The sequence below is a fragment of the Pseudomonas sp. MWU12-3088 genome (assembly GCF_023242405.1).
Lineage (GTDB): Bacteria > Pseudomonadota > Gammaproteobacteria > Pseudomonadales > Pseudomonadaceae > Aquipseudomonas > Aquipseudomonas kribbensis.
Map to the genome: position 1 here is coordinate 523,869 of NZ_JALJEA010000003.1, position 15,779 is coordinate 539,647.

General features: G+C 61.1%; 19 protein-coding genes, 1 pseudogene and 1 riboswitch. Of the genes and pseudogenes, 10 read left to right on the forward strand and 10 right to left on the reverse strand.

The annotated features are described in order from the left end of the window. Positions 1 to 85: 85 nt before the first annotated feature. Positions 86 to 859, forward strand: a complete 774-nt coding sequence (locus M5B98_RS11095) for an AraC family transcriptional regulator (protein WP_114885451.1) — start codon at positions 86 to 88, stop codon at positions 857 to 859. On the opposite strand, the gene M5B98_RS11100 is transcribed toward M5B98_RS11095, so the two are convergent. Continuing rightward, on the reverse strand, positions 843 to 1,472 hold the full coding sequence (locus M5B98_RS11100; RefSeq protein WP_114885453.1) for a LysE family translocator: 630 nt from the start codon (positions 1,470 to 1,472) through the stop codon (positions 843 to 845). The genes M5B98_RS11095 and M5B98_RS11100 overlap by 17 nt on opposite strands. Before the next feature lie 91 nt (positions 1,473 to 1,563). Here M5B98_RS11100 and M5B98_RS11105 point away from each other — a divergent pair, with 91 nt between their 5' ends. The 3 genes from M5B98_RS11105 (at position 1,564) to M5B98_RS11115 (ending at position 4,397) form a co-directional block, all read left to right on the forward strand. Then, entirely contained in the window at positions 1,564 to 2,529 is a 966-nt protein-coding gene (locus M5B98_RS11105) for a 2-hydroxyacid dehydrogenase (protein WP_248742713.1), read from the forward strand. 33 nt (positions 2,530 to 2,562) lie between these two features. After that, positions 2,563 to 3,561 carry a class I SAM-dependent methyltransferase gene (locus M5B98_RS11110; protein ID WP_085709324.1) on the forward strand — a complete coding sequence of 333 codons (999 nt, stop codon included), beginning with the start codon at positions 2,563 to 2,565 and terminating at the stop codon, positions 3,559 to 3,561. A 40-nt stretch (positions 3,562 to 3,601) separates the two neighbouring features. After that, a riboswitch (yybP-ykoY riboswitch) is annotated at positions 3,602 to 3,724 on the forward strand. 88 nt (positions 3,725 to 3,812) lie between these two features. Beyond that, on the forward strand, positions 3,813 to 4,397 hold the full coding sequence (locus M5B98_RS11115) for a TMEM165/GDT1 family protein (protein ID WP_085733646.1): 585 nt from the start codon (positions 3,813 to 3,815) through the stop codon (positions 4,395 to 4,397). Between the two features lie 44 nt (positions 4,398 to 4,441). Here the strand turns inward: M5B98_RS11115 and M5B98_RS11120 are convergent, their stop codons facing one another. Next, entirely contained in the window at positions 4,442 to 5,260 is an 819-nt protein-coding gene (locus tag M5B98_RS11120) for a M48 family metallopeptidase (RefSeq protein ID WP_096822780.1), read from the reverse strand. 1,352 nt (positions 5,261 to 6,612) lie between these two features. Between M5B98_RS11120 and M5B98_RS28820 the strand changes: the two are divergent. Together M5B98_RS28820 and M5B98_RS28825 are read left to right on the forward strand one after the other, a co-directional pair. Further along, positions 6,613 to 6,810 (forward strand): annotated as a pseudogene (locus M5B98_RS28820) (HAMP domain-containing protein); the annotation flags it as partial. A 111-nt stretch (positions 6,811 to 6,921) separates the two neighbouring features. Continuing rightward, positions 6,922 to 7,665 (forward strand): methyl-accepting chemotaxis protein, encoded by a 744-nt coding sequence (locus M5B98_RS28825; protein ID WP_371320924.1) that lies wholly within the window; start codon positions 6,922 to 6,924, stop codon positions 7,663 to 7,665. A 4-nt stretch (positions 7,666 to 7,669) separates the two neighbouring features. Here the strand turns inward: M5B98_RS28825 and M5B98_RS11130 are convergent, their stop codons facing one another. The 3 genes from M5B98_RS11130 to M5B98_RS11140 are packed head-to-tail and all read right to left on the reverse strand — an operon-like array spanning position 7,670 to position 8,782. Continuing rightward, on the reverse strand, positions 7,670 to 8,293 hold the full coding sequence (locus tag M5B98_RS11130) for an SOS response-associated peptidase (protein ID WP_248742715.1): 624 nt from the start codon (positions 8,291 to 8,293) through the stop codon (positions 7,670 to 7,672). Between the two features lie 36 nt (positions 8,294 to 8,329). After that, positions 8,330 to 8,590, reverse strand: a complete 261-nt coding sequence (locus tag M5B98_RS11135; protein ID WP_085709319.1) for a putative signal transducing protein — start codon at positions 8,588 to 8,590, stop codon at positions 8,330 to 8,332. 9 nt (positions 8,591 to 8,599) lie between these two features. Continuing rightward, positions 8,600 to 8,782 (reverse strand): CPXCG motif-containing cysteine-rich protein, encoded by a 183-nt coding sequence (locus M5B98_RS11140; protein WP_085709318.1) that lies wholly within the window; start codon positions 8,780 to 8,782, stop codon positions 8,600 to 8,602. Between the two features lie 142 nt (positions 8,783 to 8,924). On the opposite strand from M5B98_RS11140, the gene M5B98_RS11145 reads away from it, so the two are divergent. Beyond that, on the forward strand, positions 8,925 to 10,088 hold the full coding sequence (locus M5B98_RS11145; protein ID WP_170929378.1) for a 1-acyl-sn-glycerol-3-phosphate acyltransferase: 1,164 nt from the start codon (positions 8,925 to 8,927) through the stop codon (positions 10,086 to 10,088). Positions 10,089 to 10,137: 49 nt separating this feature from the next. On the opposite strand, the gene M5B98_RS11150 is transcribed toward M5B98_RS11145, so the two are convergent. Then, on the reverse strand, positions 10,138 to 10,410 hold the full coding sequence (locus M5B98_RS11150; RefSeq protein ID WP_114885469.1) for a hypothetical protein: 273 nt from the start codon (positions 10,408 to 10,410) through the stop codon (positions 10,138 to 10,140). A gap of 193 nt (positions 10,411 to 10,603) precedes the next feature. Here M5B98_RS11150 and M5B98_RS11155 point away from each other — a divergent pair, with 193 nt between their 5' ends. Then, on the forward strand, positions 10,604 to 10,810 hold the full coding sequence (locus M5B98_RS11155) for a hypothetical protein (RefSeq protein ID WP_039766399.1): 207 nt from the start codon (positions 10,604 to 10,606) through the stop codon (positions 10,808 to 10,810). A gap of 57 nt (positions 10,811 to 10,867) precedes the next feature. Here M5B98_RS11155 and M5B98_RS11160 read toward each other — a convergent pair whose 3' ends face one another. Further along, positions 10,868 to 11,452 carry a YajG family lipoprotein gene (locus M5B98_RS11160; RefSeq protein WP_114885471.1) on the reverse strand — a complete coding sequence of 195 codons (585 nt, stop codon included), beginning with the start codon at positions 11,450 to 11,452 and terminating at the stop codon, positions 10,868 to 10,870. Between the two features lie 191 nt (positions 11,453 to 11,643). On the opposite strand from M5B98_RS11160, the gene M5B98_RS11165 reads away from it, so the two are divergent. Both M5B98_RS11165 and mqo read left to right on the forward strand, forming a co-directional pair. Further along, the gene (locus tag M5B98_RS11165) at positions 11,644 to 11,877 is read left to right on the forward strand and encodes a hypothetical protein (protein WP_039766297.1); all 234 of its coding nucleotides are present in this window, start codon (positions 11,644 to 11,646) and stop codon (positions 11,875 to 11,877) included. 700 nt (positions 11,878 to 12,577) lie between these two features. Then, positions 12,578 to 14,086 carry a malate dehydrogenase (quinone) gene (mqo, locus tag M5B98_RS11170; protein ID WP_114885473.1) on the forward strand — a complete coding sequence of 503 codons (1,509 nt, stop codon included), beginning with the start codon at positions 12,578 to 12,580 and terminating at the stop codon, positions 14,084 to 14,086. 73 nt (positions 14,087 to 14,159) lie between these two features. Here the strand turns inward: mqo and M5B98_RS11175 are convergent, their stop codons facing one another. The 3 genes from M5B98_RS11175 to M5B98_RS11185 all read right to left on the reverse strand — a co-directional run bounded on the left by M5B98_RS11175 (position 14,160) and on the right by M5B98_RS11185 (position 15,635). Beyond that, positions 14,160 to 14,447, reverse strand: a complete 288-nt coding sequence (locus M5B98_RS11175) for a PA4642 family protein (protein ID WP_007951679.1) — start codon at positions 14,445 to 14,447, stop codon at positions 14,160 to 14,162. 63 nt (positions 14,448 to 14,510) lie between these two features. After that, positions 14,511 to 14,990, reverse strand: a complete 480-nt coding sequence (locus tag M5B98_RS11180; RefSeq protein WP_248742716.1) for a hypothetical protein — start codon at positions 14,988 to 14,990, stop codon at positions 14,511 to 14,513. 87 nt (positions 14,991 to 15,077) lie between these two features. After that, positions 15,078 to 15,635 (reverse strand): hypoxanthine-guanine phosphoribosyltransferase, encoded by a 558-nt coding sequence (locus M5B98_RS11185; protein WP_085709312.1) that lies wholly within the window; start codon positions 15,633 to 15,635, stop codon positions 15,078 to 15,080. Positions 15,636 to 15,779: the final 144 nt, after the last annotated feature.

Sequence of the window (15,779 nt, forward strand, 5' to 3'; positions counted from 1 at the left end):
TTCTTGTGGTGAACAGATGAGGGTGAGCGCTTATGCTAAGTTGGCGAAAAAGCGCATTCCTGCCATACAAGTCAGTGAACCGGACATGTTGATCAGCCATTTCGAACACGGCCCGGTGAGCGCCTATCCCCGGGATTATCTGGATGGCGCGCACCAGCCATTGCACCTGCATCGCGAGGCGCAGTTGCTGTATGCGGTGAGCGGCGTCATGCGGGTGGTCACGGCGCAAGGTGCGTGGGTGATTCCCCCGACCCGCGCGGTGTGGATTCCGCCGGAGATAGGACATGAGATCTTCATGTCCGGCGATGTGCAGATGCGTTCATTGTTCATCGCGCCCGAACTGTCACCGGCCAGCCTGCAACACTGCTGCGTGCTGGCGGTGACGCCGTTGCTGCGCGAGTTGATCCTGCGTGCGGTGCAAGGCCCGCCCCACGCCGACAACCCGCTGATCCAGCAATTGATGCTCGAGGAACTGGCCGGCCTCGAAAACCTGCCGCTGCACATCCCGATGCCCAGCGACCGGCGCCTGCAAAACATTTGCCTGGCGCTGCTGCGCGAGCCTGACCACCCCAACACTCTGGAAGACTGGGCGCAGCAGGTCGGCGCCAGCTCGCGCACATTGGCGCGGCTGTTTCAGCAGCAACTGCAGATGAATTTCAATGCCTGGCGCCAGCAACTGCGCCTGATGGAAGCCCTGCCCCGCCTGCTCGCCGGGGACAGCGTGCAGAGCGTGGCGCGGGATCTGGGTTACGGCAGCGCGCGGGCGTTCAGCGCGATGTTTCGCCGTTTGCTCGGGGACAATCCCCGGGAGTACCTCAACGCCCTGAATCAGCTCCGCTCGATCAATGCATCTCGGTGAACGCGAGTTTCACGCCGATGGCGATCAGCACCGCGCCCATGGTGCGGTCGAACCAATGGCCCATGCGGGCGAAACCGGCACGCACGCGCTGCTGGCTGAACAACATCGCCACCAGGCAGAACCAAGTGGCGGTGGCAGCGGCCAGGTAAATCCCGTAACCGGCCTGCACTGCCAGCGGCGTGTGCGGGTTGATCACCACGGTGAACAGCGACAGGAAGAACAGCGTGGCTTTCGGGTTCAGCCCGTTGGTCACGAAGCCTGAGGTGAACGCGCCACGGGCGGTGCGCTCGCCGGCCTCTTTGTGCAGATCGTCGGTCACGGTCTTGGCCGGTTGCGCGCGCAGGGCCTTGTAGCCGATGTACAGCAGGTAAGCGGCGGCGGCCCATTTCAGGGCGTTGAACAACACGATCGATTGCGAAACGATCAGGCCAATGCCCAGCAGCGAATAACCGACGTGCAGGAAAATCGCCGTGCCCACGCCCAGTGCCGTCCAGGTGCCGGCGCGGCGTCCGTGGGTCACGCTCTCGCGCACCACCACGGCAAAGTCCGGGCCGGGGCTGGCGACGGCCAGCAGGTGGATCAGTGCAACGGTCAAGAACTCGGTCCAGTACATGGGGGCTCCTTTCGGCCAGGCGTAACGTTTTGTTTCATCTGTTAGGCTCGGCAGATTACGCCTTCCCTTCAAAGCACAACAGGTACAGTTGATGACGAACGCCCACCGCGCCGTATTCCTCGATCACCCTTCCCTGGACCTCGGTGACCTTGACCTCGAGCCATTGCGCGCCTGCTTCAGCGACCTGCAACTGTTCGCACAGACACTGCCTGCACAGGTTGCCGAACGCCTGCAAGGCGCGACCGTGGCCATCAGCAACAAGATCCTGATCGATGCCGCCGCCATGGCTGCCAATCCACAACTGAAGCTGATCCTGATCACCGCCACCGGCACCAACAACGTCGATCTGGCCGCCGCCCGCGCCCACGGCATCACCGTGTGCAACTGCCAGGGGTACGGCACGCCGTCGGTGGCGCAGCACACGATCATGTTGCTGCTCAATCTCGCCACGCGTCTGGCCGATTATCAAAAAGCCGTCGGCGGAGGCCGTTGGCAGCAGGCGAAACAGTTCTGCCTGCTGGACTACCCGATCGTCGAGCTGGAAGGCAAAACCCTCGGGCTGCTCGGGCATGGTGAGCTGGGCGGCGCAGTTGCGCGCCTGGCCGAGGCCTTTGGCATGCGCGTGTTGCTGGGGCAGATTCCGGGGCGTCCAGCCCGGCCGGATCGCTTGCCGCTGGGAGAGTTGTTGCCTCAGATCGACGCTCTCACCCTGCACTGCCCGCTCAATGAGCACACCCGCCACTTCATCGGTGCCCTCGAGCTGGCGTCGATGAAACCGGGGGCTTTCGTGGTCAACACCGCCCGTGGCGGGCTGATCGACGAGCAAGCCCTGGCCGATGCCTTGCGCAACGGTCATCTGGGTGGCGCGGCCACCGATGTGTTGAGCGTCGAACCGCCAACCCAGGGCAATCCGCTGCTGGCCGCCGACATCCCGCGCCTGATCGTCACCCCGCACAACGCCTGGGGCAGCCGCGAAGCGCGGCAGCGAATCGTCGGCCAACTGGTGGAAAACACCCAGGCGTTCTACAGCGGTAAGGCGCTGCGGGTCGTCAGTTGATAAACTGCGGCACTTTTTTTCACAGGAGCAGTTATGGATCCGCGCAGTGAAGTACTGCTTCGTCAGGTCGAGTTATTCCAGGGTTCGCTGTTGTTGGCCGGTCTGCCCGCCGACGACCTGCTCGGGCGCCTGCCCAACGCCTTCGGCTGGTGCTGGCATGCCGGCGATCAGGCGGCGCTCGATGCCCGCTTCGAAGGCCGCAGTCATTTCGGCGTGAATGTGCCGGAGCGCGAGTTCGACAGCGCGGTGGTGTTCCTGCCCAAATCCAAGGATTTGACCGACTACATCCTGAATGCCGTGGCCTCGCGCCTGGCCGGGCGTGAGGTGTTTCTGGTCGGGGAAAAGCGCAGCGGCATCGAAGGTGCATCCAAGCAACTGAACCCGTTCGGCAAGCCACGCAAGCTCGACAGCGCGCGCCACTGCCAGTTGTGGCAAGTGACGGTGGCCAACGCCCCTGAAGCCAAATCCCTGGAAAGCCTGGCGCAGACTTACGAACTGCCGCTGGCCGAAGGCCCGCTGAAAGTCATCAGCCTGCCGGGCGTGTTCAGCCATGGCCGACTGGATCGCGGCAGCGCCCTGCTGCTGGAGCATCTGGACAAACTGCCGAGCGGTCATCTGCTGGACTTCGGTTGCGGTGCCGGCGTGCTTGGCGCGGCGGTCAAACGTCGCTACCCGCACAATCAGGTCACTCTGCTCGACGTCGACGCCTTCGCTGCCGCCAGCAGTCGCCTGACATTGGCGGCCAACGGTCTGGAAGCCGAGGTACTGACTGGTGACGGCATCGACGCCGCACCGATGGGATTGAACGCAATCCTGAGCAATCCACCGTTCCATGTCGGCGTTCACACCGATTATTTCGCCACCGAAAACTTGCTGCGAAAAGCAGCCAAACATCTGAAAAACGGCGGCGAACTGCGCCTGGTAGCGAACAGCTTCCTGAAGTATCAGCCGCTGATCGAAGAGCATCTTGGCGTGTGTGCGATCAAGGCCGAAGGCAATGGTTTCCGGATTTACCGGGCCAAGCGCGGCTGAAAATTAGCACTTGCCGAATGGATTGCGCCTAGGCAGAATCCGCTCCGTCCTAGGGGAGTAGTCTCCCACGAGCGCCATGCTCGTCCGGCATACGTCAACATACTTGATCCTCAGATCATGGCGTATGCGACCCAAGCGTCCGCAGCAGACGGATCGCAGGGTTTGACAAGACCTATGACACGCACACCTTACCCGGGGCGGGAAGGCTGTACGTGTCATAGCCGTGTCGACCCGCCCCTTAGGAAATCCTGATGCTGGACTCGTTACTCGTTCCCACCGCAATCGTTGCCTTGGCCGAAATCGGCGACAAGACGCAACTGCTCGCGCTGATTCTCGCCGCTCGCTTTCGCAAACCCTGGCCGATCATTGCCGGTATCGTCGCGGCGACCCTGGCCAATCACGCGGCAGCCGGTGCGGTAGGCGCCTGGTTCGGCAGCTTCTTCTCCGATTCGGTCCTGCACTGGATTCTCGCCGCGAGCTTCACCGCCACCGCCCTGTGGACGCTGGTGCCGGACAAGATGGACGACGATGAAGCCAGCACCGCCCGCAAGTTCGGGCCGTTCCTGACCACCCTGATCGCATTCTTCCTCGCGGAAATCGGCGACAAGACCCAGATCGCCACCGTCATGCTGGCCGCGCAATACCCGGAACTGTGGCTGGTGATCATCGGTACCACGGCGGGCATGCTGATTGCCAACGTGCCGGTGGTTCTGGCGGGTAACTTTGCGGCGGAGAAACTGCCGCTGACCCTGATCCGTCGCCTGGCCGCCTCGGCGTTCATGATTCTGGCGATCGTCGCGGTGTACAAGGCGATGCAGAGCAGCGGCTGGGTCTGATCCGGCAGATCGCTCCCACACTCGGTGCGGGAGCGATCATTGCTTCAGGACTTTGGCGCTTTTTCGTAGAGCGGCATGACCTTCGGAATCGCCGCCTGCAACGAGGCGATCCGGCTAGAGGATGCCGGGTGAGTGCTCATGAACTCTGGCGGCGCGCCTTCGGACGCCTTGCTCATCTTGTTCCACAAGGTGATCGCGGCGTTCGGGTTGTAACCGGCGCGGGCAGCCAGCTCCAGGCCGATCAGGTCGGCTTCGTTCTCGTTGGCGCGGCTGTTGGGCAGCGTCATCCCGTAGTTGGCCACGGTATCGGCCAGCGCCAGGCTGTCCTGACCCAGACCGAGCAACGCGCCGGCGCCCTGCTTGGCCATCTCGATGCCATAGGCCTTGGACATCGCTTCACGACCGTGTTCGCGCAGAGCGTGAGCGATTTCATGGCCCATGACCGCAGCGATTTCATCGTCGGTCAGTTTCAGGCTGTCGATCAGCCCGGTGTAGAAAATGATCTTGCCGCCAGGACCGCAGTTGGCGTTGAGCTCGTCACTCTTGATCAGGTTCACTTCCCACTGCCATTGCGCGGCATCCGGACGGAAGTTCGGCGCCTGGGCAATCAAGCGGTTGGCAATCGCCTGAACCCGTTTGGCTTCGTTGCTGGTCTTGTCCAGCACGCCTTTGCTGGACGCCTCGCCAACGGTCTTCTGATAGGACTGGGCATACATCTGGTCGACCTCTTGCGAGGACAGCATGCTGAACATGTACTGCTTGCGCTCCACACCCACGGCACCGCCGCTGGTGGTGTTGACCGACTGACAACCGGCCAGCAACAGCGCTGCGCTCAGTGCACTTACAACCAATGTCTTGTTCATTCAAAAGCTCCCTGAAAACATGCCGCGTATCCTAGGCGGGTAATTGTATCGACGCCAGATACAACGGACGTGTTGCACCCACTTTCAGAAGGTGCCTGCCGGCCCTGTAGGAAAAAATTCACATCCGCCGACAAGGCCTGCGCATCTGCGTCGCGCACTGCTCCATTTGCGACATCCGCCTTCAATTGCGCGCACTTCGCCTCATGGCGCAATAGTGGCTGCCGATACAGCAGCGCAGACGTCCTCTTGCGTGCGGAGCTTCCATGAAATTCAAGTCGATCCAGTTTTCCGTGGCGGCCCTGGCCGGCGCCATCGTTCTCAGCGTGGTGGCTGCGCTGGTGCTGTATGCGCTGTTCTCCGGCGCCCGCACCCAAGAGATGGTCCAGCAGCGGACCCAGGAGCAGTTCGAACAAGTCATCGAACAACGCCTGACTTCCCTGGCACAGACCCAGGTCAGCCAGATCCAGCGCGAGCTCGAAGCACCGCTGCTGATTGCCGGCGGGCTGGTGCGAGTCAACGCCCTGCTCGGCACCCCGGGCGCCGATGGCCAACCACGACTGACCGTCAGCCGCGAGCAACTGATCAGCCTGATCAAGGAAAACGTCGAGAAGAACCCGAAGATTCTCGGCACCTACATCGGCTGGGAAAAGAACGCACTGGATCACAATGACGCGGCCTACGTCGGCACCAGCGTGGTCGGCATCGACGCCGCCAACGGACGCTTCCTGCCGTGGTGGTTCCGCAACGACGACGGCACTCTGGGCCTGGACAAACTGGTGGACGTCGACGATCAGAAAGTCCTGTCCACCGGCGTGCGCGCCAGCGAGTACTACCTGTGCTCGAAGGAAACCAAGAAATCCTGCGTGATCGATCCGGCGCCCTACAAGGTTGGCGACAAGATCGTCATGCTCGCCTCCTTCATTGAACCGATCATGCTCAACGGCGCCTTCCAGGGCATCGTCGGCGCCGACCTGTCGGTGAACTTCATCCAGGAAATGCTCCTGGGCGCCAACCAGAAGCTTTACAGCGGCGCCGGGCAGATGGCCCTGATCGGCGGCAACGGCCGGATCGTTGCCTACACCAAGGACCCGAGCAAATTCGGCGAGAAGGTCAGCGACATTCTCGACGCCCAGCAGATTGCCAACATGGCCAATCTCAAGCGCGGCGAAGTGACCTATACCGTCAATAAAGAGGCGGGCCGGATCGAGTTGTACCTGCCGTTCGGCATCGGCCAGACCGATGCACGCTGGACCCTGATGCTGCAACTGCCACTGAACGCGGTGATGGCCGATCTGCAAAAGCTGCAAGGCGACCTCGACGCCCAGCGCAAATCCGACACTTTCGGCATGGCCATGGTCGGCCTGCTCATTGCCGGCCTCGGCCTGCTGGTGATCTGGCTGGTGGGCCACGGCATCGCTCGCCCGCTGAAGCAAATGGTGACCATGCTCGATGACATCGCCCAGGGCGAAGGCGACCTGACCCGCCGCTTGAGCAGTGACCGCAAAGACGAACTCGGTTCAATCGCCAAAGGCTTCAATACCTTCCTCGCCAAATTGCAGGCGATGATCACGCAGGTGGTGTCGTCGGTGCAGAGTGTCAGCGATTCCTCGGAGCACACTGCAGACATCGCGATCCGTACCAATATCGGCATACAAAAGCAGATGGCCGAGATCGATCAGGTCGCCACCGCGGTGCAGGAAATGACAGCCACTGCCCAGGACGTGGCGCGCAACGCGACCCAGGCCGCACAAGCCGCCAGCCATGCCGATCAGGCCGCCAGTCAGGGTATGCAGATCGTGCGCGACACCTCCAACTCGATCGGTGTGCTGGCCGTGGAAATCGGCAAAGCGGTGGACGTGGTGCAGACCCTGGCCAAGGACAGCGAAAATATCACTGCCATCCTGATTGCCATTCGCGGGATCGCCGAACAGACCAACCTGCTGGCCCTCAACGCCGCCATCGAAGCGGCCCGTGCCGGCGAGCAGGGTCGCGGATTTGCCGTGGTGGCCGATGAAGTGCGCAACCTGGCGCAGAAGACCCAGAAGGCCACCGAAGAAATCCAGAGCATGATCCAGCAACTGCAACAGGGCACCCGCGATGTGGTGCGGGTCATGGAAGACAGCCAGAACCGCACCGACGAAAGCGTGCAACACGCGGCCAAGGCGGCCGAAGCGCTGGAGACCATCACTCAGGCGGTTTCGGTGATCAACGACATGAACACCCAGATCGCCAGCGCCGCCGAGGAACAGAGCGCAGTGGCCGACGACATCAACCGCAACGTGATCAACATCGGTCAGGTGGCAAACGAAGTGGCCGGTGGGGCGGACGAGTCGAGCTCGGCGAGTGCCGATTTGACCAAACTGGCGGAGCAGCAGCGGCGGTTGATCAATCAGTTCAAGGTCTGACCGATCACGCCGGGGTCAAACACTCCGGCCCATTGAGTTTCGGATCATTGACCAGGTTCGCCAGCACCCGCTCGCGCAAGGCGGCGGGTTCGCTGGCGAGCAGGCCTTGCAGGACATGCAGCGGCGTCTCGGGGTCGAGCCACGCCGCCTGCCCCGCCTCGTCGAGAATCAACGGCCGGCGCTGACTGGCCGCTGGCTGGGTAATCACTGCGGTACTGAGCCAGACCTGCTCCTGCACCGGATACGCCTCCCAGATCCCCGCAAAGAACAGCGAAGAACCTTCCCCCGGCGTCAGCCAGTACGGCTGTTTGCGCACATTGCCGCGCCATTCGTAGAAACCGTTGGCCGGCAGCAGGCAGCGGCGCAGGCGCAGGGCCTCACGAAACATCGGTTGTTCGGCCACGGTTTCGGCCCGGGCGTGGGCCGGGGTGCGCGACAGGTCGGTCAGCCACGGCGGCGTCAGGCCCCAGCGGGCGCGGGCCAGGGTGCGCTGGCCGTCAGGCTCGGCGCGCAGCATCAACACCGAATCGTTGGGGGAAATGTTCCACTGCGCCTGCTGATCGGCGGGAAAACCTGGCAGCGCCGCGAAGTCGCGGTTCCAGCGAAACAGGGCATAACGTCCACACATGGGGCAGCACGACTCAAGAATAAAACGAACGCCAGCCTAACAGACCAGCGTACCGGGGAAGCTCTCCGGTTCATCGCCGGGCAGCGGCAGCGCGGCATTGTACGCGCTGATCAGTTCGCGGGCGTATTCGGCCTGATCGTTCTCGACCGAAAGCCCGAGCAGGCCAAAGATCGGCAACTCGCCGGTGCCGCCGAGCAGATCGCGCCCCACCAGATGCGCCTCGATGCCTTCGCTGGCGAGCATGCCCTTGAGCATTTCGCCTTCCATCAGGTTTTCCGGCTCGTAGATTCGCTGCATGGGCGCACCTCACTCGTTTTCGCTGAACACTTCCAGAAACCAGTCCTGACCATCGACCTGCAACACAAAGGTGATCGGCCGGCAACACACCTGACAGTCTTCGATATAGGTCTGATCACCCGCCGACAGATCCACTGTCGTCTCGACTTCCTCCCCACAGTACGGACATTCATACAGTGCGCTTTCCAGCATCGCGGTCTCCCGGGTGACTTGTGCGTATAATCGCCGGTCTATTTGCAGGGCTAATTTTGTCTGGCTACTTTTTCAGACCGTGCCCCGTTGGTTTTCGATCAAAACCTTTACTTACCCTAGCCGTTTCCAACAAGAGAGCATGATGGGCGAATTCGATGCCATCCGACCTTACGACGACAGCGAAGTACCTGCGGTACTGGCAAGACTGCTCGGCGACAAGGCGTTTCTAGATATCCTCACCCACTTCCGCTTCCCGCGTTTCGCCGGTGCCTTCGGCTGGATGCTCAAACCACTTATAGCCCATCGGCTGCGTCGTGAGTTCGCCGACGTGACATCGGTGGCGACGTTGCAGGACAAGGTCGAGTTCTACGTCGACCACACCATCGAGCGCGCCACCGACGGCGTGACCTACACCGGTGTCGAGCAATTCAAGTCCGGCAGCGCCTATCTGTTCATCGCCAACCACCGCGACATCGTGATGGACCCGGCCTTCGTCAACTACGCCGTGTATCACGCCGGCCTGCCGACGCCGCGCATCGCGATTGGCGACAACCTGCTGCAAAAGCCTTTCGTCAGCGACCTGATGCGTCTGAACAAGAGCTTCATCGTGCACCGCTCGATCACCGGGCGCCGGGAGAAAATGGCCGCGTACCAGTTGCTGTCGGCCTACATCAACCATTCGATCCGCAACGATTGCGCCTCGATCTGGATCGCCCAGGCCGAAGGACGGGCCAAGGACGGCGACGACCGTACCGAGTCGGCGATCCTCAAGATGTTCCACATGAGCCGCAAGGACGAGCCGTTCGGCGAAGTCATCCAGTCGCTGAACCTGACGCCGGTATCGATCAGCTACGAATACGACCCGTGCGACCAGGCCAAGGCCCGCGAGCTGTACATCCGCGCCACCACCGGCACCTACAGCAAGGCGCCGGGCGAGGATGACGTGAGCATCGCCAAGGGCATCACCGGCTACAAGGGCCGGGTGCACGTGAATTTCGCCGCGCCGATCACCGAACTGTTCGAAGACACCAAGCAACTGGCGGTCGAGATGGACAAGCAGATTCTCGGCGGCTACCGGTTGTTCCCCGTGCATTACCTGGCGTACGCGCAGTGGGCGGATGCCGATCCGCAATTGAACGTGCCGAAGGCTGCCGAGGTGTTCGGTGCCGAGGAACTGGCCAAGGCCCAGGAAGAATGGCAGAACCGTCTGGACGCCTGCCCTGAGGAGCATCGTCCGTATCTGGTGCTGCAATATGCGACACCGGTGCGCAATCAGTACCGGGTCAAGGCTGGCTTGCCGCTGTAAGCGGTTTCGAGCGGATACAAGAACGGCGCCTTCGGGCGCCGTTTTTCGTTCAGTAGCGGGTACTGATCCAGGAAATCAGCAACGCCAGTCCCAGACAGGCGAAACCGAAACGATAGAAAAACCGGTTCATGCGCAGGGTCGCCCAGTCCAGCACCGGCTCTTGATCCGGCTGGCTCTGGCGCTGGGCTGCGATGCTGGCCATCGCCCGTTGCTCACGCCGACGGGTCGCGTGCAGCAGCCAACTGCCCGGGAAGGCCAACAGCAGGGCCAGCAGGTTGATCAGTTTGGCGGGATGGGCGGTAAACAGCGTCATCAAGTGCATCACAGACCTCAATCTAAACCGGAATGGCGAACGCCAGACCGACGACCGCGGCGCGGATTCTACCGAAACCCTCCCCCACTGCCCTACCCTTTGCGACAAATTACCCATCAATCGACCGATGGCTGTCCTGTGTCACGGCATCGTCATTTGTTTCGGCCACCCTGCGCGCCTCGAAACGTAAACGGAATGCGACATGCTTCACGCTGAAAACCAGGATCGCCTGTACCTCATCTCCCCGTCCGACGAACAACAGACCCTCGTCGGCAGCCTGGCCTTCAATGTTCAGGACCGTCACTGGCTGGTGTATTGCGCCCTCGGCGGGCACCAGCATGCAGACTTGCCCGAGACCGACCTGCTGACCGGCGTCAGCGTCCTCGACTTCTATTCGCAAGCTGCCTGAATGAAAAAAGCCCGGGGCCATCACTGGCCCCGGGCTTTTTCGCATCAGGCGAACGCTTTATTCAGCGAGGATCTGGCCGATGGACGGATCCTTGAACACACGGGTCAGCGCATCGCTCAGCACATCGCTGACCAGTTTGGTGTTGGTTTCCTGGTTCGGCGCCATGCCGAAACGTTGATCCAGCGATGCACCGTAACGGCCGCTGTAACGACGGTTGCCGCTCTGAACGTCGGAGCGGAAGGTCGCGCCGATGGTGGCCTCGGTCACGTACATGCCTTCTTTCGGCGACTGGTATTTCAGTTCAGTCAGGGTCACGGTCAGTTGCGGAGCATTCATCGCCCCGTTGGACGGGGTAAAGCCCAGCAGACGCACGGCCGCTTCGGCCTGGGCCTGCAACTTCGGCACGATCTGCTCGCGCTGTACGGTGATGGCGCTGGTTTCCGGGTACAGGCCACCGCGGGTGCCCAGGGTTGGCGACGGACGACCGTCGACCACGCGAACCACGACAGGCTGGCCATGGCCGACCGGTGCCAGCTGAGTGGTCAGCTTCGGTTCCGGGCTCAGTTGTTGCGGGCTGTGGGCGCAACCAACCAGGGTCAAACTGGTCACAGTGATCAAACCGAACAACAGGCGTTGCAACATGCTCTTCTCTCCAGAATCAGGCACAGACAGGCCCGCAGTATAGCGGTGGGCCACTGCGGGTCACCAGCACTGAAATCTCAGACAAACCCCGCTGCACGCGGTTCCTGTCACAGATTGTTCACCCTCCATACATGTTCGCTTCACGGTCTTTTGACAATCTTCGTCACAGATCTCCAGAAGGAACACACACCATGCGCTATCTGATCTCGTTGTTCGCTCCACGCCCGCTGCACCGTAGCTTCGCCCTGCTCGACCGCAACGGCCATTGCCAGGCTTTCAAGCAGTGCAGCCTGCAGCCAATGGGTGACGGCTGGGTCGAAATCGAGGAAATCCGCCTCAACTGGCTGCACCAGCCTCTGCCGGCCAGCGCCCGGGTCGAACAGCAGCGCCCTCGCGCACGTGCCCAGGCGATGTTGAGCATCTGACCGGATGCCTAATAAAAGTCATTAAACTCGACCAACTCCCCGCATTTCTTCGATACAATCTCCCCCCGATTATAAGGACGTCTCCTGATCGGGCCCCGCAACAGCGTCAATGCGCTTGCATTGGCATCCAAATCGCCCACAGAGAGCCGCCCACACAGATCGAGTGAAGCTGGCGTGCTTGCTGTTTCCCTGGCAAATCCCCGCTTTTCGCGAATCTGCAGAGCTGTCATGACGCTCGGTCACTGAGTTGTTTGCCCCTCCGGGCACGGTGCCAGCCGGGACAGCCCTTTTTGAGGTTCACGTCTTCAAAAGAGCGTGAAAAAAACGGGTTTTCACAACTTCACAAGAGTGTGGCGAGCAAATGAATAGTTTTGCGTCTGAACATGCACCATTAGCGTCTGAAACAGCCCAACGACACAGGAACGGGTACGCCTCGAATACCGGAGCCTGAAGCCTGTCCGCTACGGATTTGGTTGCACAAACGGATGTCTCGACCATAAGTCGAATTGCCAGCCACGTGCTGAAATGAGTTCATGTGACTCTTGAAGCCAGGCAGCACGCATCCGTCGAAGTTGCGAAAAATTGCGAAGATTCGGACATGGCAAACCTGGCCATGGGTACCTGGGGCGTAACTGACCTGCCCCGGACACCTGGCAGCCATGCCGACAATTTGGTGCTGCAGATTTTGGAGACGCGTTAAATGGCGCATAACGAAGCAGTCGACGTAGTTCTGGTTGGGGCCGGCATCATGAGTGCCACCCTTGCAGTGCTGCTCAAGGAACTCGACCCGGCGATCAAGCTGGAAGTCGTCGAACTGATGGATTCCGGTGCCGCGGAAAGTTCCAACCCGTGGAACAACGCCGGTACCGGCCACGCCGGCCTCTGCGAGCTGAACTACACGCCGCAGAATGCCGACGGCACCGTCGACATCAAGAAAGCCGTACACATCAACACCCAGTTCGAGGTGTCGAAGCAGTTCTGGTCGTACCTGACCAAAAAAGGCACCTTCGGCTCGTGCAAGTCCTTCATCAGCCCGGTGCCGCACCTGAGCTACGTCGAGGGTGAAAAAGGCGTTTCGTTCCTCAAGGAACGCTTCAACACGCTGCACAAGCATCACGCCTTCGCCGACATGGAATACACCGAAGACAAGGCGAAGATGGCCGAGTGGATGCCATTGATGATGCCGGGCCGCCCGAAAGACCAGGTGCTCGCCGCCACCCGCGTGATGAACGGTACCGACGTCAACTTCGGCGCACTGACCAATCAGTTGCTCAAGCACCTGACCAGCGCCCCGGATGCCCAGGTCAAGTACTGCAAGCGCGTGACCGGTCTCAAGCGTAACGCCAACGGCTGGACCGTCAGCATCAAGGACGTCAACAGCGGCAGCAGCCGTGAAGTCGACGCCAAATTCGTGTTCCTCGGTGCCGGTGGCGCGGCCCTGCCGCTGCTGCAGGCCTCGGGCATCGAAGAGAGCAAAGGCTTCGGCGGCTTCCCGATCAGCGGCCAGTGGCTGCGTTGCGACAACCCGGAAGTGGTCAAGCATCACCAGGCCAAGGTTTACAGCCAGGCTGCGGTGGGTTCGCCACCGATGTCCGTGCCGCACCTGGACACCCGCGTGGTCGATGGCAAGAAGTCCCTGCTGTTCGGGCCATACGCCGGTTTCACCACCAAGTTCCTCAAGCACGGCTCCTTCATGGACCTGCCGCTGTCGGTTCGCGCCGGCAACATCGGCCCGATGCTGGCTGTGGCCAAGAACAACATGGACCTGACCAAGTACCTGGTCAGCGAAGTGATGCAGTCGATGGAACAGCGCCTGGAATCCCTGCGTCGTTTCTACCCGGAGGCGAAAGCCGAAGACTGGCGCCTGGAAGTGGCCGGCCAGCGAGTGCAGATCATCAAGAAAGACCCGAAAAAAGGCGGCATCCTGCAGTTCGGTACCGAACTCGTCGCTGCGAAGGACGGCTCCCTCGCCGCCCTGCTCGGCGCTTCGCCAGGTGCTTCGGTGACCGTTTCGATCATGCTGGAACTGATCGAGAAGTGCTTCCCGGCCAAGGCCAAGGGTGAGTGGGCTGCCAAACTGGCTGAAATCTTCCCGGCCCGTGAAAAGGTCCTGGAAACCGACGCTGCGCTGTATCGCAAGATCAACGCGCACAACAACGTCGCGCTGGAACTGGTTGAAGCCAGTAACGAGACCGAAAGCTACGCCTGATTCGGTTCCATGAAAAACGCCCCGTACTCAGTGAGTGCGGGGCGTTTTTTATGCCTGTGGAAAACTTCGGCTATCAGCCGCGCGCTTTCTCGATCAGCTCGATGTATTCCGGGGCGTTGCGCTGATCACGGATCTGGTCGACGAAGGTCTTGCCATGCTCGTCCTTGCCGTCCACGTCATAACCGGCTGCAACGAAGAACGTCAGGAAACGCTCGAAATCGTCGATACGCAGGCCACGGTAGGCCTTGACCAGTTTGTGCAGCGACGGCGAAGTGGCATCGACCGGCTCAAAATCGAGGAACAGCTTGATCTGCTCATCGCCGATCTCGTCACCAATCACTTGCTTCTTATCTTTACGCATTGCCGACTCCAGCTCGCAGACATTTCACGGGGCGGGCAGTTTACCCCCGCCCGGGCACGAGGCTCAACGCGCACGCGTGCTGCCGGTGTGCAGATCGGCCCAGATGTGGCCGTTGGCGTAGCTGAGAAATTGCACATACACGGTGTCGTTGCGCAGCAGATCGATGATCACCCGGTATTGGGCCAGCGGATAGAACAGGGTCAGGGTCTTGCGCTGGTCGTCGTATACCGGTTTTTTCAGGCTTTTGCTTTCGCCATCAAAACTGACCAGCACCTGATTGATCGTCGCGCCCTTGTTCAGGGACTTGCCCTTGAGGCGGATCATCAATGGCGAAGTGACCGGTATCGGCTGCTGGTTGGACTGACGTTGAGCACCGACCACCACCGAATAGTCGGTGACCTGCAACAGTTGCTGCTGCTCGGGTTCGGCATCGCGCAGGGTCAGATCGTCGGGCGGCAGGAACTGGCTGTGCATCGGGGCGGCGGACAGGGGCAGGCTGAGGGTCAGCAACAGGGCGGCGCAGCTGCGGATCAAGAGGCTCATGACAGACTCCGGAGGGCGGGGCCGAGCACTTTAGCAGCCTTTAAAAGCAAAAGATCGCAGCCGGGGGCTGCGATCTTTCAGGGGTTCTTACATGCCTTTGACGGCGAAGATCCCGTTGGCGTTGCGCCAGTAGCCTTTGTAGTCCATGCCGTAACCGAAGATGTAACGGTCAACGCATGGCAGGCCGACGAAATCGGCTTTCAGGTCAGGACGAGCCTTGCGGTCGTGATCCTTGTCGATCAGTACCGCGGTGTGCACGGCACGGGCACCGGCGTGTTTGCAGAAGTCGATGATCGCGCCCAGGGTGTGACCTTCGTCGAGGATGTCGTCGATGATCAGCACGTCACGGTCGATGAACGAGACTTCCGGCTTGGCTTTCCAGAACAGGTCGCCGCCGCTGGTTTCGTTGCGATAGCGGGTGGCGTGCAGGTAGGACGCTTCCAGCGGGAACTGCAGATGGGTCAGCAGCTTGCCGGAGAAGATCAGCCCGCCGTTCATCACGCAGAACACCACCGGGTTGCTCTCGGCCAGTTGTTCGTTGATTTGTGCACCGACGCGGGCAATGGCAGCCTCGACTTCAGCTTCGGTGTACAGGCAGTCAGCCTCTCGCATGATTTGACGGATATGCTCGAGATCAGCGGACATGGCGCTCTCCAAGGGGGGTCTGTTTCGGAAAAGCGGGCAAAGGTACGCATCCCGCACGGCCGAATCAAGCATTTGTGGACTAACGTACTGTATGTCCTATAGGACATCACCCTCGGATAGATTAATCTAGGCCGGTTTTTTTGC